Source organism: Nocardioides sp. ChNu-99 (assembly GCF_029493445.1).
Lineage (GTDB): Bacteria > Actinomycetota > Actinomycetes > Propionibacteriales > Nocardioidaceae > Nocardioides.
On record NZ_JAHWBL010000015.1, the window covers coordinates 1 to 19795 of the forward strand.

At 75.1% G+C, this 19795-nt stretch carries 17 protein-coding genes and 1 riboswitch; of the genes, 9 read left to right on the top strand and 8 right to left on the bottom strand.

The genetic code is table 11. From position 1 onward, the window contains the following. The 7 genes from KK617_RS07090 to KK617_RS07120 all read left to right on the top strand — a co-directional run. Positions 1–1380: CpaF family protein (locus KK617_RS07090; RefSeq protein WP_346812907.1), on the top strand; the 1380-nt coding region annotated here is incomplete at its 5' end. Further along, positions 1380–3335 (top strand): type II secretion system F family protein, encoded by a 1956-nt coding sequence (locus tag KK617_RS07095; protein ID WP_277499070.1) that lies wholly within the window; start codon positions 1380–1382, stop codon positions 3333–3335. The genes KK617_RS07090 and KK617_RS07095, both read left to right, overlap by 1 nt. A 1-nt stretch (position 3336) precedes the next feature. After that, entirely contained in the window at positions 3337–4269 is a 933-nt protein-coding gene (locus tag KK617_RS07100) for a type II secretion system F family protein (RefSeq protein WP_277499072.1), read from the top strand. After that, positions 4262–5866: a sensor histidine kinase gene (locus tag KK617_RS07105; RefSeq protein WP_277499074.1), complete on the top strand. Its 1605-nt coding sequence runs from the start codon at positions 4262–4264 to the stop codon at positions 5864–5866. Before KK617_RS07100 ends, KK617_RS07105 begins: the two co-directional genes overlap by 8 nt. Then, positions 5863–6561 (top strand): response regulator transcription factor, encoded by a 699-nt coding sequence (locus tag KK617_RS07110; RefSeq protein ID WP_277499076.1) that lies wholly within the window; start codon positions 5863–5865, stop codon positions 6559–6561. Before KK617_RS07105 ends, KK617_RS07110 begins: the two co-directional genes overlap by 4 nt. Before the next feature lie 272 nt (positions 6562–6833). Beyond that, positions 6834–7016: a Flp family type IVb pilin gene (locus KK617_RS07115; protein ID WP_277499078.1), complete on the top strand. Its 183-nt coding sequence runs from the start codon at positions 6834–6836 to the stop codon at positions 7014–7016. Positions 7017–7108: 92 nt separating this feature from the next. Next, positions 7109–7285, top strand: a complete 177-nt coding sequence (locus tag KK617_RS07120) for a Flp family type IVb pilin (protein ID WP_277499080.1) — start codon at positions 7109–7111, stop codon at positions 7283–7285. On the opposite strand, the gene KK617_RS07125 is transcribed toward KK617_RS07120, so the two are convergent. The 7 genes from KK617_RS07125 to KK617_RS07155 all read right to left on the bottom strand — a co-directional run bounded on the left by KK617_RS07125 (position 7282) and on the right by KK617_RS07155 (position 15088). Next, complete coding sequence (locus KK617_RS07125; RefSeq protein ID WP_277499082.1) at positions 7282–8559, bottom strand: M48 family metallopeptidase; 1278 nt, start codon at positions 8557–8559, stop codon at positions 7282–7284. The two genes, KK617_RS07120 and KK617_RS07125, sit on opposite strands and share 4 nt — an antisense overlap. A gap of 41 nt (positions 8560–8600) precedes the next feature. Then, the gene (locus tag KK617_RS07130) at positions 8601–9614 is read right to left on the bottom strand and encodes an NlpC/P60 family protein (protein WP_277499084.1); all 1014 of its coding nucleotides are present in this window, start codon (positions 9612–9614) and stop codon (positions 8601–8603) included. 12 nt (positions 9615–9626) lie between these two features. Continuing rightward, positions 9627–9797: riboswitch (cyclic di-AMP (ydaO/yuaA leader) on the bottom strand. Positions 9798–9928: 131 nt separating this feature from the next. Then, a complete protein-coding gene (locus KK617_RS07135) occupies positions 9929–10132 on the bottom strand; it encodes a hypothetical protein (protein WP_277499085.1) in 204 nt (67 codons plus the stop codon). Beyond that, complete coding sequence (locus tag KK617_RS07140; protein ID WP_277499086.1) at positions 10113–11114, bottom strand: lysylphosphatidylglycerol synthase domain-containing protein; 1002 nt, start codon at positions 11112–11114, stop codon at positions 10113–10115. The genes KK617_RS07135 and KK617_RS07140 overlap by 20 nt, the downstream gene beginning before the upstream one ends. Beyond that, positions 11111–11848: a class I SAM-dependent methyltransferase gene (locus tag KK617_RS07145; RefSeq protein WP_277499088.1), complete on the bottom strand. Its 738-nt coding sequence runs from the start codon at positions 11846–11848 to the stop codon at positions 11111–11113. Before KK617_RS07145 ends, KK617_RS07140 begins: the two co-directional genes overlap by 4 nt. Before the next feature lies 1 nt (position 11849). Continuing rightward, positions 11850–14063 (bottom strand): hypothetical protein, encoded by a 2214-nt coding sequence (locus tag KK617_RS07150; protein WP_277499089.1) that lies wholly within the window; start codon positions 14061–14063, stop codon positions 11850–11852. Then, positions 14060–15088 (bottom strand): glycosyltransferase family 2 protein, encoded by a 1029-nt coding sequence (locus tag KK617_RS07155; RefSeq protein ID WP_277499092.1) that lies wholly within the window; start codon positions 15086–15088, stop codon positions 14060–14062. Before KK617_RS07155 ends, KK617_RS07150 begins: the two co-directional genes overlap by 4 nt. 135 nt (positions 15089–15223) lie before the next feature. Here KK617_RS07155 and KK617_RS07160 point away from each other — a divergent pair, with 135 nt between their 5' ends. Next, positions 15224–16585: a hypothetical protein gene (locus KK617_RS07160; RefSeq protein WP_277499095.1), complete on the top strand. Its 1362-nt coding sequence runs from the start codon at positions 15224–15226 to the stop codon at positions 16583–16585. On the opposite strand, the gene KK617_RS07165 is transcribed toward KK617_RS07160, so the two are convergent. Continuing rightward, complete coding sequence (locus KK617_RS07165; protein ID WP_277499096.1) at positions 16545–17921, bottom strand: NYN domain-containing protein; 1377 nt, start codon at positions 17919–17921, stop codon at positions 16545–16547. The two genes, KK617_RS07160 and KK617_RS07165, sit on opposite strands and share 41 nt — an antisense overlap. Positions 17922–17999: 78 nt before the next feature. Here KK617_RS07165 and KK617_RS07170 point away from each other — a divergent pair, with 78 nt between their 5' ends. Next, positions 18000–19793: a DEDD exonuclease domain-containing protein gene (locus tag KK617_RS07170; RefSeq protein ID WP_277499097.1), complete on the top strand. Its 1794-nt coding sequence runs from the start codon at positions 18000–18002 to the stop codon at positions 19791–19793. The last annotated feature ends 2 nt before the right edge of the window (positions 19794–19795 follow it).

Sequence of the window (19795 nt, forward strand, 5' to 3'; positions counted from 1 at the left end):
GGCGAGACGCCCGGGCGCCACAAGCCGCAGCTGCCCGCCGCCCCGGCGCGCCCCGAGGCCGGCCCGGCCCCCTCGGGCGCCCGGCGCGTGCTCGCCGCCCAGCAGAACGACCGGATCGAGGAGGTCAAGGCCGGCGTCCACGCCCAGCTGCTGCAGCAGCTGGGCCCGCAGCTGTACGACGCGAAGATGGACCAGGCCGAGCTCGACGCCCGGGTGCGCTCGGTCCTGCACGACGTGCTGGCCACGCAGGAGCGGCCGCTGAGCAACGCGGACCGCGTGCGGGTCACCCAGGAGATCAGCGACGACATCCTCGGCTACGGCCCCATCGAGGTGCACCTGCGCGACCCCGAGGTCTCCGAGATCATGGTCAACGGTCCGCACCAGGTGTGGGTCGAGCGCAGCGGCCGGATCGTGCCCGTGGAGTCGACGTTCGTCGACGAGGCCCACCTGCGGCGCATCATCGACAAGATCGTGTCGCGGCTCGGTCGACGCGTCGACGAGTCCAGCCCGATGGTCGACGCCCGGCTGCCGGACGGCAGCCGCGTCAACGCCGTCGTGCCCCCGCTGGCGATCGACGGGTCCGCGCTGACGATCCGCAAGTTCGCGGCCGACCCGCTGACGGTCGACGACCTCATCGCGTTCGGCTCGCTGACGCCGCGCACGGCGGACTTCCTCGAGGCCTGCGTGCGGGGTCGCCTCAACATCATCGTGTCGGGCTCGACGGGCGCCGGGAAGACCACGACGCTCAACGTGCTCTCCTCGTTCATCCCCAGCGACGAGCGCATCGTGACGATCGAGGACGCCGCCGAGCTGCAGCTCAAACAGGATCACGTCGTGCGCCTGGAGTCGCGGCCGCCGAACGTGGAGGGCAAGGGCGAGGTCTCCATCCGCGACCTCATGAAGAACAGCCTGCGCATGCGCCCCGACCGCATCATCGTCGGCGAGGTCCGCGACGCCTCGGCGCTCGACATGCTGCAGGCGATGAGCACGGGCCACGACGGCTCCATCGCCACCGCCCACTCCAACGGCCCGCGCGACACGCTGTCCCGGATCGAGACCATGGTGCTGATGGCGGGCATGGACCTGCCGATGCGCGCCATCCGCGAGCAGATGGCCTCGGCGATCGACCTGATCGTGCACCAGACCCGCCTCAAGGACGGCTCGCGCCACATCACCCACATCACCGAGGTGGAGCGGATGGAGGGCGACGTCGTCACGCTCCAGGACATCTTCGTCTACGACCACGGCGCCGGGTTCGACGCGACGGGTCGCTCGCTGGGGCGCCTCAGGTCGACCGGCCTGCGGCCGAAGTTCCTGGAGAAGATGACGTACCACGACGTCACCGTCGACCCCATGCTCTTCGCCATGGACAGGTTCTGATGCCCCACCCCCGCTCCCTCCCGCGGGCCGCGACGCTGACCGGCGCCGTGCTGCTCGGCGTGCTCGCGCTCGGCGCGGCCCCCCCGTCCGCCGGCGCGGCCGAGCCGGGCGAGGTCTCGATCGACCTGATGGAGGCCGGCGAGGACTCGCTGCGCGTCCTCGTCTCCCTGCCCGACGGCGCCGTGGCCGACCTGGACGAGGTCGCGGTCACCCTCGACGGCGAGGACGCGGAGGTGGCGGCCTCCGTCGCGGGCGACCAGGTCCGTCGTACCGCCGTGCTCGCGATCGACACCAGCACCTCGATGGCGGGCGAGCGGATCGAGGCCGCCGAGGCGGCCGCGCGCACCTTCGTCGCGTCGGTCCCCGACGACCTGTTCGTCGGCGTTGTCACGTTCGACGGCGAGGCGCGCACCGTCCTGCAGCCCACCCAGGACCGGGCGGCGGCCACCGCGGCCGTCACCGACCTGGAGATGGACGAGGACACCGCCCTGTACGACGGCGTCCAGGCCGCCGTCGCGCTGACCGGCACCGAGGGCGCCCGGCAGGTGCTCCTGCTCTCCGACGGCCAGGACAGCGTGGGCGGCTCGCTGCCCGCCGCGGTCGAGACGCTGCGCTCGTCCGGCGTGCGCGTCGACGCCGTCGCGCTCGACGACGACGCCTCGCCGCAGGCGCTGACCGACCTCGCCGTCGCGTCCGGCGGCACGCTGGTGGCCGCCGACCCCGACAGCCTCGCCGGCGTCTTCGCCGGGCAGGCGGAGACGCTCGCCAACCAGCTCGTCCTCGACGTCACCGTCCCGCCGGGCGTGGACTCCGCGACGGCGCCCATCGCCGTCAGCGTCGGCACGACGGGGGGTCAGGCGCTCGCGGCCTCCGCCCTCGCCCCGCTCGGCGACCTCGGCTCCGCGGCGGCCCCGCAGGGCCCCGACCTCGCCGCGGCACCGTCCTCGGGCTCCGGCACGACGCTCCCCTCCTGGGCCATGTACGCCGGCGTCGGCGTCTTCGGGGTCGGCATCCTCGGCGCGCTCGCCCTCGCCGCCGCGCCCCGGCGCCGGGGACCGATGACCGCGGAGGAGCGGGTCACGACGTACACCGAGGCCGTCCGCGCCACGAGCCCCGGCCGCCCGGCGGAGAGCACCCGACGCGACCCCGACGCGGCCCTCACCCAGGCGAAGGACGCCGCCACCCAGGTGCTGCGACGCAACCAGGGGCTCGAGTCGGCGATCTCGGCCCGCCTCGAGGGCGCCGGCAGCGCGCTCAAGCCCGCCGAGTGGCTGCTCGTGCACGTGGCCGTGTTCGTGGGCGCGGGCATCGTCGGACTGCTCGTCGGCGGGGGCAACCTGCTGATCGGCCTGCTGTTCCTGGCGGCCGGGGCGGTGCTCCCGTGGGTCTACCTCGGGCGGCGACGGACGAAGCGGCGCAAGCGGTTCGACTCCGCCCTGCCCGACACGCTGCAGCTCATGTCCGGCGCCCTCTCCGCGGGCCTCTCGCTGGCCCAGGCCTGCGACACGATCGCGCGCGACGGCCAGGAGCCCGTCGCGAGCGAGTTCAAGCGGGTACTGGTGGAGACACGCCTCGGTGTGGGCGTCGAGGACGCGTTGACCGACGTGGCCGACCGCTTCGAGAGCAAGGACTTCCGATGGGTGGTGATGGCGATCCGCATCCAGCGCGAGGTCGGCGGCAACCTGTCGGAGCTGCTGCAGACGGTGGCGGGCACGATGCGCGAGCGGGAGTACCTGCGCCGCCAGGTGCAGTCGCTGTCGGCGGAGGGGCGGATGTCGGCCGTCATCCTGGCCGTGCTGCCGCCCGGGTTCATGCTGTTCCAGCTGGTCGCCCAGCCGGCGTACATCATGCCGCTCTTCGTCGACCCGCGCGGGTGGGTGGTCCTCGGGGCCGGTGTGCTGCTCCTGGCCCTCGGGGTGTTCTGGATGAGCCGCATGGTCAAGGTGGAGGTCTGAGATGACGATGCTCCTCGTGCTCGGCGGGGTGCTCCTCGCCGCCGCCCTCGTCGTGGCCTGGCTGGCCGTCGGACGCGCCGAGGCCGAGGCCGGGGGCATCACGCGCTCGCTGGCCCTCCTCGAGGCCATGGGTAGCGCCCCGGACGAGCTGAAGCAGGACGTCGACAAGTCGTTCGACGAGCGCGTGCTGACACCTCTCCTCGAGCGCTTCAACCGGGTCGGGCGCCGCCTGACGGGGGGCGAGTCCCGGGGGCGGATCCAGCGCAAGCTCGACCTCGCCGGAGGACCCGTGGGCTGGACGGTCGACAAGGTCGCGTCCAGCAAGGTGGGCGGTGCCGTGGCCGGCTTCGTCGGAGGGTGTCTGCTCGCCCTGCTGCTGAGCCCCCGGCCTGCCCTGGCCCTCCTGCTCGTCGTCGGCGCCGGCGTGCTCGGCTTCTACGCCGTGGACCTCTGGCTCTACCAGCGCGCCTACGACCGGCGCGAGCGGATGCAGCGGGACCTGGCGGACGCCATCGACCTCCTCACCATCAGCGTCGAGGCCGGCCTGGGCTTCGACGCCGCGCTGCAGCAGGTCGCGCGCAACACGGACGGGCCGGTGGCCGAGGAGTTCGCCCGCATGCTGCGGGAGATGCAGCTGGGCAAGAGCCGGCGAGCGGCCCTCGAGGCACTACGCGACCGGTCGCCGATCGAGGACCTCAACGCATTCGTCGGGGCCCTCGTGCAGGCCGACGCCTTCGGTGCCCCCATCGGCCAGGTGCTCCGCACCCAGGCGGGCGAGATCCGCGTGAAGCGCCGTCAGCACGCCGAGAAGCGGGCCCAGCAGGTGCCCGTCAAGATCATGGTGCCGCTCGTGCTCTTCATCCTCCCGTGCCTGTTCATCGTCGTCATCGGGCCGGCGGCCCTGTCCATCATCGACTCGGGATTCGGTGGCTAGGGGCATCACCCGTCCCGCGCCCGTCCACTTCGCGACGGGCGCCCTGACCCGTGTGCTCGGCCTCGTCACCATCGGGGTCCCCGCGGTCGTCGCGGGCGACACCGACGGCCTCGTCGTCGTGATGGCCTTCGCCGTCATCTGGGCGGTCGCCATCACCCTCTCGGCGACGACGCGCATCCCCGTCCTCGCCGCGCTGACCGCCGAGGCGGTCGCGGTCTCCGCCGCCTGCGGCTTCGCCCTCGACCGCACGGGCCTCATCCACGCCGCCGCGCTGGCGGTCGTCCCGTTCCTCGGTGGCCTGCGAAAGGGCGTCCGGGGGTTGGTCCTGGTGATCCTCGTCCAGGTGGGGACGCTGCTCAGCGTCGTCGCGGCCCTCGTCGGCACCGTCGACGCGGGGCTGCTGGCACAGCTCGTCGCGGGGTACGTCGTGGCCCTGGGGCTGGGCCTCCTCGGCTGCTTCGTGCGCAACGCCCAAGCCTCGAGCGAGGAGCTGACGCCCTACCGCGACGCTCGCGTGCTCCTGGAGCAGCTGCTCGAGCTCTCCGACGTGCTCGACGCCGGGCTCGACGCGCCCTCGATCGGGGCCCGGGTGATCTCCGCGTTCCAGGATGCAGTCCCGGCGACCAGGGTCTCGCTGTGGGTCGTGGTCGACGGGGAGATCCGGCCGCTCGTCACGGGCTCCCTCCTGGAGGCCCCCGACCACGGCTCCCGCACCGCCGCGGACGCCCCGCTCGATCTCACGCAGGTCCTGTCGAGCGGCCGTCCCGTCGTGCTGGGAAGCCGGTTCGCCGTGCGCCCCGTCGGGGTGGCGGGACGGGCGGTGCTGCTCGAGGGCGAGTGCTCCCCCACCCTGCCGACGACCCGGCGCTCGCTCGAGCAGCAGCTGCAGGCCGCTGCGGACGGGCTGCGGCGGCTCACCGCCCAGCTCGACACCGCGCTCATCTTCGGCGAGGTCAACCTGGCCGCGACCCGCAACGAGCGGCGGCGGCTGGCCCGCGAGATGCACGACGGCGTGGCCCAGGACATCGCGTCGATGGGCTACCTCCTCGACGCCGTCGCCGCCGGGGACCTGCCCGACGACGTACGTCCCCAGGTCGAGCTGCTGCGCGCCACGATCAGCCGCGTCGTCAGCGAGGTGCGGGCGTCCGTCACCGCGCTGCGGATGGACGTCGACGCCAACCAGAGCCTGGGTGAGGCCATCTCGGGCCTGGCCCGACGACTGAGCGACTCCTCCGGCATCTCCATCCGCTGCACCGTCGACGAGCGCACGGCCCGCCTGCGCCCCGAGGTCGAGGCCGAGCTGCTCCGCATCGCCCAGGAGGCGATGACCAACGCGGTCAAGCACTCCGAGGCCTCGGAGATCGACGTCGAGTGCCTCGTCGACGCACCCCGTGCCCGCATCGTGGTGCGCGACAACGGGCGAGGCCTGGGGCCCCGCCGGGCGGATTCGCACGGCCTCACCATCATGCGGGAGCGGGCCACGCTCGTCGGCGCGTCGCTGACCATCGACAGCAGCCACCTCGGCACCGTCGTCTACGTTTCCCTCGGGTCGCGCCGCGGCGCGATCCGAGGAGCACCGGAAGGAGCACTGTCATGACCGCACACCCCGACGAGGTCCGGTCCGGCGTCCCCGGGGAGGCGGCGGGTGAGGCCATCCGGGTCGTGCTGGTGGACGACCACGAGCTCATCCGGGCCGGCTTGGCCGCCGCGTTCATGCGCGACCCCGGCATGCGGGTGGTCGGCCAGGCGGGCTCGGTGACGGAGGCGCTGGACGTCATCGCGGCCACCGAGCCCGACGTCGTCGTCACCGATCTCCAGCTGCCCGACGGCACCGGCATCGACATCGTGCGCCGGTGCCGGGGCGACTCCGCCGAGATCGGCCTCGTGCTGCTCACGATGCACTCGGGCGACGACCAGATCTTCGCGGCCATGGAAGCGGGGGCCTCCGGGTTCGTCGGCAAGGACGCCCCGGCGGCCGAGGTCGTGCGGACCGCTGCCCACGCCGCCCGCTCGCCGCGCACGTTCGTGTGCGCCGGCCTGGCCCAGGCCATGGTGCGCCGCATGTCGGGCGAGTCGACGCGGCTCTCCGAGCGCGAGCACGACATCCTCGTGCTGCTCGCCGACGGCCTCGGCACCCAGCAGATCGCCCGCCGGCTCCACGTCAGCGAGTCGACGGCGAAGTCCCACATCGCCCGGATCTACCAGAAGCTCGGCGCCACGAACCGCGCCCAGGCGGTGGTGACGGCCATGCGGATCGGGCTGCTGTCCAGCGTGCAGCCGCCGCGCGCCTGAGAGCGCCGGCGCCACCGCTGCGGACACCGAGCCCGCACACGGGTGTCCGGTAGGTCGCCCGCGCGCGCCAGGGGCGGGACCTAGGTGGTGGGACCTATGGCCCCCCGGTCGGTGAAGGGGCGGGACGTGGGCCGAAGGTCCTAGTCATTCCGCGTCAGCGAGGTGCGGACGTTCACTCGATGTCCCGGGGGGTCGTCGCGTCGCAGGATTGGGTCAACGCCGGGGAGACCCGGTCGAACCCCCGAAGCTCCACCTCCCCGAAAGGCACCCCCATGATCGAGTTCCTCTCCATCCTCCTCGGCGCCCAGAAGTCCAAGATGGACCAGCGCGGCGCCTCCGCCGTCGAGTACGGCCTGCTCGTGGCCCTCATCGCGGTGGCCATCATCGCCGCGGTGGTCCTCCTCAGCGGCTCCATCTCCGGCATCTTCACCAAGGCCAGCAGCTCCATCAAGTGACCTGAGCTCGGCTGGAGCGGGGCGGACCACACCCGGTAGGGGGTCCGCCCCGCTCTGCATTTCCGAGCGGAGACGACTCGAGTGAGGCCACGTTGAACCCACCACGGAAGCCTGCCACGCGCCGCGACCAGCGCGGCGCCACGAGCGCCGAGTACGCGCTCCTCGTCTCGCTCGTCGCCGTCGCCCTCATCGCCGCAGTGCTGGTGTTCGGCGGCGCCGTCGACGGCCTCTTCGACACCTCGGGCTCGCGCGTCTCCGACCTGCCCTAGTCCCGGTCCCATCCCCGCGCCACCGCGATCCGCTCCATGGTCGTCGGGTGGCTGCCGAACCAGAACTGGCCCCAGGTCGACGGCGTGGGGTCCGCGACGGCCCGGACGGCGAGCTCGCGCTGCAGCGCCACGAGCGCCTCCGGGGCGTCGGTCGTCTCCAGGGCCACCACGTCGGCCCGCCGCTCCACCTGCCGGCTGATGCCGTTCTGCACGGGCGCCACCAGGACGGTGCCGACGGCGAGCAGGGCCAGCACGAGCGGCACGACGGCCGGGTCGGCCATGCCGGAGGCCCCGCCCCGGCGGCGCAGGGCCGGCGTACCGACGAGGGCGGCCAGCAGGCCGACGCCCACCACCGCGCCGGCGGCACCGAGGGCGGTGCCGACCGCGACGTCGTGGTTCTTCGCGTGCGCCAGCTCGTGGGCGACGACCGACAGCAGCGCCTCGCGCGGCAGCGCCTGCACGGCCGTGTCGTAGAGCACGACCCGGCGGGTCCCGCCCAGGCCGGAGACGTAGGCGTTGAGCGTCGTGGTGCGCCGCGACGCGTCGGCGACGAGCACGTCGTCGACGGGGACGCCCTCCGTGGCGGCCACCTCCTCGATCTGCGTGCGCAGCTCGCCGGCGGGCAGGGGCGTGAAGTCGTTCGACAGCGGCTCGACGAGCACGGGGTAGGCGAACGAGCCCAGACCCACCAGCACGGCCGCCAGGCCCGCGGCCACCCCGGGCCACGCCCGGGGCCACCGCCGGGCGCAGGCCACGACGACGAGGAGCACGACGGAGGTGCCGACCACGTTCACCCCGACACCCGTGGCCACGTCCCGCAGGTAGTCGCCCCACCCCTGCGTCGAGAGCCCCTCCGAGACCCGCCGCCGCCACAGGGCGATGCCGAACGGCAGCGTCACCAGCCGGCCGATGACCGCCAGCGCCAGCACGCCCAGGGGCACCTGCACGCACCACGGCCCCGGCAGGCGACGGACGAGCGCCGCCCCACGTCGGCCGAGCCCCAGCCACAGGGCCAGGAGCGTCGACACGGCCAGCGAGGTCCAGCTGACCGCGCGGCTGTAGGCACCCAGCGCCTCGCCCCGTGCGACCTGCTCCGCGCTCAGCACGGTCGTCGGGTCGACCGGGTCCGGCACTCCCCCGGGCACCGGGTGCCACGGCACCAGCAGGGCGGCCAGGGCCACGAACGCGACCGCGCCGACGGCCGCCACCACCAGCCCGGTACGACGAGACCCCCGCTCCCGCGCGGGTGCGCGGAGGGCGGGGGTCTCGGTCACGACGGCCAACTGTGCCAGCCGACGGCAACTGCCGCGGCGGCTCAGCCCGGGCGGACGGCGCCGGTGTAGGGCATGGAGCCGACGCCGGCCACGGCCACGCCGGAGCGCGGGTTGGCGGCGTGCACGATCTGGCCGCCGCCGATGTAGATGCCCACGTGGCTGATCGGGCTGTAGTAGAAGACCAGGTCGCCGGGCTGCAGCTCGTCGCGGCCCACTTTGCGGCCCGAGCTGTACTGCGCGGACGACGAGTGGGGCAGCGAGACGCCGGCCTGGGCCCAGGCCATCGAGGTCAGGCCGGAGCAGTCGAAGGCGTCCGGGCCCGAGGCGCCGTACACGTAGCTGTCGCCGACCTGCGCGAGCGCGTACTGCACGGCGGCGGCGGCGCGGCCGGAGACGGGCACGTCGGGGGCGCCCGCGGCGATCTCGGCGGCCTCGCCCGGGTCGGTGGTCGTGGCCTCGGCCGCGAAGATCTCGGCCTGCTCCTCGGCCTCGAGGCGCTGGAGCAGCTCCTCGGCCTCGGCGACGTTCGCGTCGATCTCGCGGCTCTCGGCCGCGGCCTGCTCCTCGATCGCGCGGATCTGCTCGACGCGCTGCTCGGTGGCCTCGCGACGGATCTCGAGGGCCTGGAGCTCGGTGGTGTAGGTGTCGACGATGCGGCCCTGCACGTCGTTGTACGACGCGATGGTCGACATCTGGGCGAGGAAGCCGGCCGGGTCGTCGGAGAGCGCGGCCTCGGCGAGCGGCGAGACGCCGGTGCCCTGCGACTGGGCGACGACGGCGTCGGCGACCTGCTCCCGGACCGTGGCGAAGCCGGCAGCCCGGGCCTGCTCGTCGGCCTGCAGGAGCGCGAGCTCCTCGGTCAGCCGCTCGAGCTCGAGCTCGGCGTCGTTGCGACGCTCCGCGGCCTGCTCGGACGCGTGGTAGAGGTCCTCGACCTGGGCCCGGACGTCGTCGACGTCGGGCTCGGCCTGGGCCGGGGTGCTCGGCAGGAGGGAGATCCCCACCACCGCTGCGGCCGCGAGGCCGACCTTGATCCGCTTCCGTCCGTCGAGCACGAGCGGGCGCTCTCCTCACAACGTCGTACGCCTACCAGGTGAGCTGACGGGTTCGGGCACGACTTGCCCTACACGCACTCCCCACCACCGGTCGGCGGCGGCTCGTGCGCGATTCACCCCAGGGAGACCGGGTCCCCGGCTCCGGACCACCGCGAGATGGGCCGGACTCGGCGCGGCGTCCGCGCGGACCTGGTTGGACCACTGCCACGGACGCCTCGGGCGAGGGTAGTCGCGGCCTCCGCGACCCGGCAAACCGCCCGTCCACGGGCGCGACGTGGCACGGATCACACCGGGCCCGACGGGCCGCCGGCCCCTCAGCCCGTCTCGACGTCGGGCCCGGTCAGGGGCGTGACCATGCGCAGCGGCGGCACGAGCCCGCCCGCGGCGAGGGTCTCGAGCGCGCGGCGCTCCTCGACGTCGAAGCCGGTCGTGGGAGGCGGCCCCAGCAGGGCCGTCACCACGCAGTCGTGACAGTGGAGCCCGCGGACCTGGCAGGTGTCACAGTCGATCGTCGTCATGTGCCGGGACCCTGCCGGTGGCCACCGACATTTCCCGTCCGGCCCCGCCCGGGACCGCCCCGGCGACCCCCGTCGTGGCCCCTGCCGCCTCACCCACCGGCGTCGCGGCGGGTCGCGCCGGGCGCCACGTGGCCGCGGCCACGAGCAGGTCGGCGACCGTGTGCACGACCCGCGCGAGCAGCGCCACGGCGGTGGCCATCGGCAGCCCGGTCAGGGGCGAGAGCACCGCGACGAAGGTGGCCTCCCGCGCCCCGAGCCCGGCCGGCGCCACGACGACGAGCACGCCCGCGACGTACCCGAGGGCGAACGCCCCCGCGAGCGCGGCGAGGGAGCGCGGGGACCGGTCCTCGACGAGGAGCAGCAGCGCCAGCGCGTAGGCCGTCCAGGTCAGCGCCATCAGCCCGACGACGGCGAGGGGCTCGCGCCACCCCACCGCGAGGTCGGCGCCGGCGGCGCGGCGCAGCAGCCGGCGGCTCACCGCAGGCACCAGGCCGAGCGCGCAGCCCGCCGCGGCCAGCACCCCCAGCCAGCGCGGTCCCGGCGCCGGGGCCAGGTCCGCCGCCACCAGCACCCCGCCGAGCAGCCCCGCGGTCAGCAGGTGGATGCCCGTGAAGACGAGCGCGGTCGTGATCGTGACGCGCACCGGCACGTGGTGACGGGCGGCGAGGCGCGCCTGGACACCGATGGCCCACACCGCCCCGGGCACGTACTTGCCGAGCTGGCTGGTGAAGAAGACCGACCGCGCCTCGCGGGGCGGCACGGCGTACCCGAACGCCGCCAGCGTGCGGCGCCACACCACCGAGGTGGCGAGCAGCCCGACGCAGGTCAGCAGGACGGCGCCGGCCAGCGGGACCGGGTGCACGCGGCGCACGGCGTCGCCCACCTCGTGCCAGCGGCCGTCCAGGCTCCACGCCGCGCACCCGAGGACGACGGCGAGGAAGAGGAGGCGGACGGCCCAGGCCCGCGCCCGGCCGGCGCTCACGCGGCCCGGGCGGCGGGGGCGAGCCGGAGCAGCGCCGTGCGCGTGGGGTAGGGCAGGGTCGGGGTGCGCCCGCGGGTCCACGTCACGCTGACGGTGTCGCCCAGCACGGCCCGCACCTCGTCGATCGCGTCGCGGTAGCGCTCCCGGTCCACGTTGTCGACGACCACGACACCGCCCGGCGCGACGCGGTCGACGGCCCGCAGCAGGCACGCCTCCCGGGCCCGCCCGTCCACGACGACGAGGTCCAGCTGGCCGGTCACGTGGTCGACCTCGGCGACGTAGTCCGCGAAGTCGAGGTCCTCGAACCCCCGCTTGCGCGACGGCACGACCTCGCGGGTGAGGCGGGTGCGCGCGTCCCGCGGGGGTACGACGCGCAGCTCCGCGTTGGCGGGCAGCACCCGCTCCATCGCGCGCGCCCACGCGGCGTCGTGCTCGATGGAGACGACTTCGGCGCAGCGCGCCGCGAGCCACACCGTCGAGGCGCCCGACCCCCACTCGAGCGCCCGGGCCCCCGGCCGCTCCCGCAGGAAGGCGTCGACGGCGTCGGCGGCCTCGAAGGTCCACCAGGGCACGTCGTGGCGCACCAGCTCGTCGAGGTCGTAGATCGACAGCCAGGAGCGCACCCACAGACCCGTCCGCGAGCGCGCGGCCCACCGGTCGAGCAGGCCGAGCAGCCCCGTCACCCGCAGCACGCCCCGCAGCGCCCGCAGCACCCGCACGTAGAGACCCTTCACGTCACCCGTCACCTCCTGCGCCGCCGGCGCCGCCGGTCAGCTCCATCGTCAGCAGGCGGGGACGGTCGTCCCCGCCCCCGTCGTCCGCGTACCCGTCGGCCCCGCCCTCGCGCTCGAGCGCCACCACGACGCGGCCCTCGCCGTACGCCGCGAGCACGGAGCCCGGCACCGTGGCGACGAGCGCGCCGCCCTCGACCCGGGCGTCAAGCTCGGTGCCGTTGACCAGCACGCGGATGCCCGCGGCGTCGGTGAGGCCGACCCGCAGCACCCGCTCACCGGTGCCGGGCAGCGTGAACCCGACCTCGGCGCGCTCGCCGTCGAGCCGGATGCCGGGCTGCGCGGTGTGCGCCGTCCAGCCCCCCAGCTCGAGGTCGCCGCCGTCGCCGCCCGGCCCGAAGGTGAGGAACGACCCGTCGTGGTCGGGCAGCACGAGCTCGCACCGCGCGAGCCGGTTCATCACGTCGCGCTCCGGGAGCCCCAGCAGGGTGCCCACTCCCGGCAGCGGCCCCGGGCGGTCCACCCTCGCCACCTCGGTGCAGTTCGTGCCCGGGCGACGCGGCCCGGCGGTGACGGCCCAGAACTCCGTCGGTCCCAGCGCCGGCCCCGCGACCGGGTCGGTGCCGCGCACGTCGGCGTACGCCGAGAGCGGGCCGATGAGGTCGACGGCACAGTTCTCGTCGCCGTCGAGCGAGCGGCGCAGCGAGCGGCGCTCCTCGTCGAGCGCGGGCGAGCACGTCACCCAGCCCGCGGGCACCGAGGGGGCGAGCTCGCGCACGCTGGTGCGCCAGTAGTCGGAGTCCGCGGCCTGCGCGACGCCGTACGACGGGAGGGTCGCGAACGTGTAGCCGTAGGGGTGCAGGCGGAGCTGGTCGAGCGTGGGCGCGACGAGGCCCACGACGACGAGCGCGAGCAGTGCCCCGGGCAGGACCCGGGGCCGCACCCGGGACGGGCGGGCGGGCGCCGCGGTCTGCGCGGCCTCCCGGGCCCGCGCCGCCCACCCGACGAGCGCGGCGACGGCCAGCGTCGCCAGCAGCGCCATCGCGGGCACCATGAACAGCAGCTGGCGCAGCCCGTTGTAGAGGTTCGACTCGCGCACGACGGCGAGCAGCGGCAGCGTCCACGCCTGCACGCCCACGAGCAGCCAGGCGCTGGTGGCGGTGTCGCCGGCCGGCAGCCGCAGCCCGGTGAGCACGCGCCGCAGGGCCACGACGCTCCCGGCGAGCACCAGCACGAGCAGCAGCAGCGGCACCTCGCCGACGAGCAGGGCCGGCACGTAGAACCACTCCCCGCGCGCGTCGTCGAAGCGCGACGACGACGCGGCCGACTCCCACAGCGTGGTGAGCGGCGTCGCGAACACCGCGGGGTAGACGGCCAGCAGCACCAGCCACGCCGCCACCGGCGTCGTGGCGAGCACCCAGGGAGCGGACCGCAGCGGCGCTGCCGACCGCAGGCGCGGGTGGAGCACGACGGCGGCCGCGACGTGGCTGGCCACGAGGGTCGGCCAGATGCCGGGCCTCGTGCCCAGCGCCAGCACCCACCCGGCGAGGACGAGCAGCGCGGCCGGCAGCACGAGCAGCACCGCGGCGGGCACGCCGTACCGGGCCGTCCCGGCCCCGCGTGCCCGGGTGACGAGCAGGACGAGGCCGGCGGTCACGAGGGTGCAGCCGGTCGCGACGGGCACGTCCTTGACGTTGAACATCGCGTGCCCGGTCCACATGGGGATGCTGCCGAGCACCGCGGCGGCGACGAGTCCCCAGCCCCACGAGCGCAGGAGGACGCGGGCGGTCAGCGCGACGGCCGCCGTGCCGACGAGGGCGATCGTGACGACCACGAGGTGACGCACGGCGTAGGCCTCCCCCGTCGCGACGACCTCGCCCGGCCCCTCGAGGCCGGCCAGCACGACGGCGGCGTGCATGAGCAGCGCGGTCACCGGGGCGTAGACGTAGGCCTGGTCCTCCCAGGCCCCGGGCCGGTCGCCGTCGAGGTCGCCCTCGAGCAGGTACCACCCGTGCTCGAGGAAGCTGCGCATCCGCGCCACGTGGTAGGTCTCGTCCCACGAGACCCCCGTCTGCCAGGCGCCGAGGACCGCGACGACCGTCGTGGTCGCCACCACCAGGGCGGCCACGGCGAGCAGCGGCCGGGGCACCGGGGGTACGGCGGGCCGCGGCGCCGCGGGTGCGTGCGGGGCGCGGGGGCGGTCGACGACCTCGGTCACGCGGGGCGCTCGGCCGCGGCCGGCACCGCCGACCCGACGGGAGCAGGCGCCGGTGATGCGGGGGCGTCGACGAGGCGGCGCGCGTCGTACGTCGGGCGGACGCTCGGCGCGGGCGCCGTCTGGTGCCGCGCGTGCACGACGAGCTCGGCGAGCAGGCCGAAGAGCAGCAGCTGGAGGCCCACGAGCACCAGCAGCACGCCGGCCAGGAGCAGCGGACGGTCGCCGATGGTCGCGCCGGTCAGCACCTTCAGCACCGTGAGGTAGCCGAGGACGAGGGTGCCCAGCCCGAGGGCCGCGCCGCCGATGCCGCCGAACAGGTGCGAGGGCCGGTTCTCGTACGAGAGCAGGAAGCGGATGGTCACCAGGTCGGCGAACCCGCGCCAGAAGCGGGCGAGGCCGTACTTGCTCGACCCGGACATCCGGGGGTGGTGCTCGACGGCCACCTCCGCGACCCGGTGCCCGAGGTCGTGCGCGACGACGGTGAGGTAGCGGTGCATCTCGCCGTACAGCATCGGCGCCACGTCGGCGGCGACCTCGGCGCGCATCATCTTGAAGCCCGAGTTGAAGTCCTTGCCCGGGGCGCCGGAGAGCACGGCGGTCGTGCGGTTGTAGAGCCGCGACGTCGTGCGCTTGACGAACCGGTCGCGGCGCGTGAGGCGCGCGCCGGTGACGAGGTCGGCGCCGGCCTCGAGCGCGGCCGCGAGCTGCGGGAGCTCGGCGGGGTCGTCCTGGCCGTCGGCGTCCATCATGACGACGACGTCGGCGCCACCCTCGAGCGCGCGCTCGAAGCCGCGGCGCAGCGCGGCGGCCTTGCCCATGTTGTGGCGCAGCATCTCGAGCTCGACGGCCGGGTGGGCCGCGGCGAGCTCGCGCATCACGGCCGCGGTGTCGTCCGTGGAGCCGTCGTTGACGACGAGGACGCGGGCGTCGGGCGAGAGCGCAGCGGCGTGGTCGACGACGCGCGGCACGAGGACCCGGAGGTTCTCGGCTTCGTTCAGGGCAGGGATGACGACCCAGAGCAGCACGATGACCTCCCGGTCGGACGACGGACCAGGCCGTTCTCGCGTCCGCACCTGAACGGCAGCCGAACCCGGCGCGTCACGGGCGTGCAGATCCCCCGAACCCCTGCATCCGGAGCGCCGGCGGCCGATCATGACCGCATGAGTGCCGTGACCTCCATCCGCCAGCGCACGGCCGCGTGGGCGGTGGCTCTCTTCGTCGGTCTCGTCCTCTGCTACGGGGCCACGAGCGACCGGTCCGGCACGAGCGTCGACGTCGCATCGGCTTCGCTGGCCTCCTGGAGCATCGCCACGACCGGGGACCCGTGGGTGGAGGACGTGGACCTGGCCGGGATCGGACTGGAACGCGCCGGCACCGACGACGTCGCCGACCTCGAGCAGGCGCTGTTCATCGGCGAGGCGCCCAACGGCCATCGCGTGCCCCACCGCAGCCCGGGTGTCATCGCTGCGGGCGTGCCCGCCTACGTCGTCGCGGCGGCCGTCGGGGTCGACGAGTTCTCCTTCGTCCCGCAGGCCCTCACCGCGGCGCTCCTCACCGCCAGCGCCATGACGCTCTTCTTCCTCCTCCTGGCCGGGCCGGTCGGCCGTCCGACGGCGGCGCTCGCGACCCTCGTCCTGGCCCTCGGCACACCGCTGTGGTCCGTGGCCGGGAGCGCGACGTGGACCCATTCCGTCACCGTCGTCGGCATCGTCGGCCTCGCGTGGGCGGCCCGTCGCGAGGCGTGGTGGCTCGCGGGGACCTTCGGCGGGGTGGCCGTGTGGGGTCGGGCCCACACGGCGCTGATCGTCGCCGCGGTGGGCCTGGGACTGGCGTGGTCCCGCCGGTCGCCCCGTGTCGCGCTCGTCATCGGTGGCGTGTCGGGCGGCTTCCTGGCCGCTGCGAGCATCTGGACGAGGTGGGCCTACGGGTCCTGGTCGCCGCTCGGCGGCTACCGGAGCCGGACCGTCGCGCTGGGCGCCGGTGAGGACGGTTGGTGGGCCACCGCCGTGAACCACCTGGGTTTCTGGGCGTCTCCCGATCGGGGGCTGCTCGTGTGGACGCCACTCCTGCTGCTGCTCCTCCCGGCGGTCGTACGGTCCTGGCCCCGGCAACCGGACTGGGCGCGTTGGCTGGCACTGGGCGGGCTCGGGTACCTCCTCGTCCAGGGGCAGCTGAACGTCTTCCACGGGGGCGACGCCTTCTGGGGCTATCGACTCCCCCTGGAGACGCTGGCCTGCGTGGCGCCGCTCTACGCCCTGGCGGTCCCGGATGCCGGTAGGTGGGCACGGGCGGCCCTCGCCCCCGTCATCGGTCTCCAGGTGGCTGCCGTCTCGCTCGGCGCCGTCTTCGACCTGGGCGGGATGAGCCAGGCCGATGCGTGGCGTGCCAACGCGTTCGTCCACGCGCTCGTCGAGCAGCCCCTCGTCGTCGCCACGTGGACCGGTCTGGTGGTCGTGGTCTGCTACCTGGCGGCCGGTGTCCTCACCGGACGAGCAGCCCGGCCAGAGCCACGGCGTCCATGACGGTCGCCCCGGCGCGGCGCACGTCGCGGGCGACGGCCTGGTCGCTCGTCACCACGACGACCACGCGCCCGGCCGGCTCGAGGGCCACGAGGTCACGGATGACGTCGTCGGCGATCACGTTCTCGGGGCTGAAGGCGACGCGCACCCCACGCGGCGCCGCCACGACCGGGCGCACGGGCGAGGACGCGGCGTCGAAGACGACGGTGGTCTCGGCCCCGGTGCGGGCCACGACGGGGGCGAGGCCGTTCACGAGGCGCATCCGCTGCACCTCGAGCGAGGCGCTCCCCCACGTCTGCTTCGTGACGTTGTAGCCGTCGACGAGCAGGCGGGCCCGGGGCATGGACAGAAGCTGCTCCAACAGGGCGGGGCTGCCGGTGCCCATGGCCCCGGCCGCCGAGGTCGTACGCGTCCCCTCGGCGGCCATCGCGGCCTCCAGCCGCTCGCCCGGGGTGCCCTCGCTGGGCGGGAGGGCGAGCTCGCGCTGCAGGCCCTGGGCGGCCGCGGTCAGGGTCTCGAGCAGCAGCCGCGTGCGGACGGTCGCGGCCTCCCGGCCGGCGCGGGCGCCCGACCGCTCGTCGGTACGGCGGGACGCGAGCTCGGCCTGCAGCTCCTCGACCTGCTTGCGCAGGCGGCGGACGTCGCCCTGGGCGGCGGTGGTCGCCGAGCCCGCGCGCGCCTCCACGTCGGCGAGGCCCGACCGGGCGACCTCCGCCTCGGCGCGAGCCGTCCGGGCCTCCGCCCGGGCCTCCCCCAGCTTGCGGCGCAACGCCGTGTTCTCGGCCCGCGCCGCGTCGAGCTGCTCCTTGGCCTCGTCGCGCTGGCGGACCAGCTCGTCCTCGAGGTCGGCGACACGACGCTCCAGGCGGTCGCGGTCGCGGACGTCCTGCTGACGGTTCGCGTCCTCGAGCGACGCCGCGTGGCGGGCCAGCGCGGCGCCGTACGGCTCCTCACCGCCCTCGGGGCGCAGCAGCCAGAGGAGGGCGGCAACGTCGAGGGGGTCGAGCGCCCCGAGCTCGTCGGCCGCCCCCTCGGCTGCACCGGTCGCCGCGACCAGGCGCCCGACCTCGGCCAACGGGCCCCGCGCGGCGACCTGGGTGCCCACTCGCTCCCGCAGGTCGGGATCGTCGAGGAGGGCCGCCAGGATCTGCGTCCCGCCCAGCCGCGCGCGCCGCTGCGGCGTGAACGCGGCCACCGGTCGCAGCGCCGGCGGCAGGACGCCCACCGCGGGCAGCACCTGGGCGGCCAGCTGGCCCACCCTGGCGCGCACCGGATCGGGCAGCGGTTCCCACGGCGGGGGGAGGTCGGGCCGCTCGGCCGGTGCGTCGTCGGGGGTCATGGCGTCCTCGAGCCTAGTGCCGCGACGGACGGCCCGTCCGACCGAGAACGTCGGCGCCACCCCCTAGCGTCCCCGCCCATGAGCAGGAACCCCCCGCGCGCCCCGTCGTCCGCCCCGTCCCGGTGGGAGGAGCAGCGGGGGTTCGACACCCTCGGGCGCCCGCTGCGCGACGTGACGTTCTGCGTGGTGGACCTCGAGACCACGGGCGGCTCCGCGGCGGCCGGCTCGAAGATCACTGAGGTCGGTGCCGTCAAGGTGCGCGGCGGGGAGGTGCTCGGCGAGTTCCAGACGCTGGTCAACCCCGACGAGGCCATCCCCGCCTTCATCTCGGTGCTGACCGGCATCACCGACGCCATGGTCGTGCAGGCCCCGCGCATCGACACCGTCCTGCCCGCCTTCCTCGAGTTCGCCCGCGGCTGCGTGCTCGTCGCCCACAACGCGCCGTTCGACGTCGGGTTCCTCCAGCACTACGCCCGCGAGCTGGGGCGGCCGTGGCCCGGCTTCGAGGTGCTCGACACGGCCCGGCTCGCCCGCCGCGTCATCACGAAGGACGACGCCCCGAACTGCAAGCTGTCGTCGCTCGCCCGGCTCTTCGGCGCGGCCACGACCCCTGACCACCGGGCGCTGCACGACGCCCGCGCGACGGTCGACGTCCTCCACGGCCTGATGGCGCGGCTGGGCAACCTGGGCGTGCACACGCTGGAGGACCTGCAGGAGTTCAGCTCCCGCGTGACCGAGGCGCAGCGCCGCAAGCGCCACCTCGCCGAGGGCCTCCCCCACGCGCCGGGCGTCTACCTCTTCACCGACGACGCCGCCCGGGTGCTGTACGTCGGCACGTCGAAAGACCTGCGCACCCGGGTGCGGTCCTACTTCACGGCGTCGGAGACCCGGTCCCGGATGGGCGAGATGATCGGCATCGCCACCGCCGTGAAGGCCGTCGAGTGCGCCACCCCCCTCGAGGCCCGCGTGCGGGAGCTGCGCCTCATCGCGCAGCACAAGCCGCGTTACAACCGGCGCTCCCGGTTCCCCGAGAAGACCCACTACGTGAAGCTCACCCGGGAGCCCTGGCCGCGGCTCTCCCTGGTCACCAAGGTGCTGGCCGACGACGCGACCTACCTGGGCCCCTTCGGCTCCCGGCGCACCGCCGAGCGCTGCCTCGACGCCCTCCACGAGACGTTCCCCCTGCGCCAGTGCGCGGGGCGCCTGCCCCTCGAGCCCTCCCGCAGCGCGTGCGTGCTCGCGGAGATGGGGCGCTGCCTGTCGCCGTGCGACGGCAGCGTCGACCCCGCGACGTACGACGCCGTGGTCACCCGGGTGCGCACCAGCCTGGTCGCCGACCCGACCCCCGTGGTCGACCACCTCACCGCCCGGATGGCGGGGTTCGCGGCCGAGGAGCGCTTCGAGGAGGCCGGCACCCACCGCGACCGGCTGGCCGCCCTCGTGCGCGGCGCGTCGCGCACGCAGCGGCTCGTCGCCCTCACCCGCTGCGCCGAGCTGGTCGCCGCCCACCGCGGCCCGGACGGCCGCTGGGCGGTGCACGTCGTGCGCCACGGTCGGCTCGCGGCCGCGGGCGTCATCCCGCCGGGGCAGGACGCGCACGCGTACGTCGCGTCGTTGCGCGCCGGCGCCGAGACCGTGCGTCCCGCCCCCGGGCCCGTGCCGGCCGCCAGCGCCGAGGAGAGCGAGGCCGTGCTGTCGTGGCTCGAGACGCCCGGGGTCCGCCTGGTCGACGTCGACGGCGAGTGGAGCTGCCCCGTCGCGGGCGCCGCCCGGCACCTGTGGATCGGGGAGGCGGGCGAGCAGGCGCGCACGGCCGCCGCGCCATTCGAGGACGCGCGCTCGCTCTCCCCGCAGCACCGTCCGGCCCGTTAGGC

Coding starts and splice junctions, on each gene's coding strand:
- KK617_RS07095 (WP_277499070.1), top strand. CDS start 1,380: ATGCCCCACCCCCGCTCCCTCCCGCGGGCCGCGACGCTGACCGGCGCC.
- KK617_RS07100 (WP_277499072.1), top strand. CDS start 3,337: ATGACGATGCTCCTCGTGCTCGGCGGGGTGCTCCTCGCCGCCGCCCTC.
- KK617_RS07110 (WP_277499076.1), top strand. CDS start 5,863: ATGACCGCACACCCCGACGAGGTCCGGTCCGGCGTCCCCGGGGAGGCG.
- KK617_RS07115 (WP_277499078.1), top strand. CDS start 6,834: ATGATCGAGTTCCTCTCCATCCTCCTCGGCGCCCAGAAGTCCAAGATG.
- KK617_RS07135 (WP_277499085.1), bottom strand. CDS start 10,132: ATGACGACGATCGACTGTGACACCTGCCAGGTCCGCGGGCTCCACTGT.
- KK617_RS07160 (WP_277499095.1), top strand. CDS start 15,224: ATGAGTGCCGTGACCTCCATCCGCCAGCGCACGGCCGCGTGGGCGGTG.
- KK617_RS07165 (WP_277499096.1), bottom strand. CDS start 17,921: ATGACCCCCGACGACGCACCGGCCGAGCGGCCCGACCTCCCCCCGCCG.
- KK617_RS07170 (WP_277499097.1), top strand. CDS start 18,000: ATGAGCAGGAACCCCCCGCGCGCCCCGTCGTCCGCCCCGTCCCGGTGG.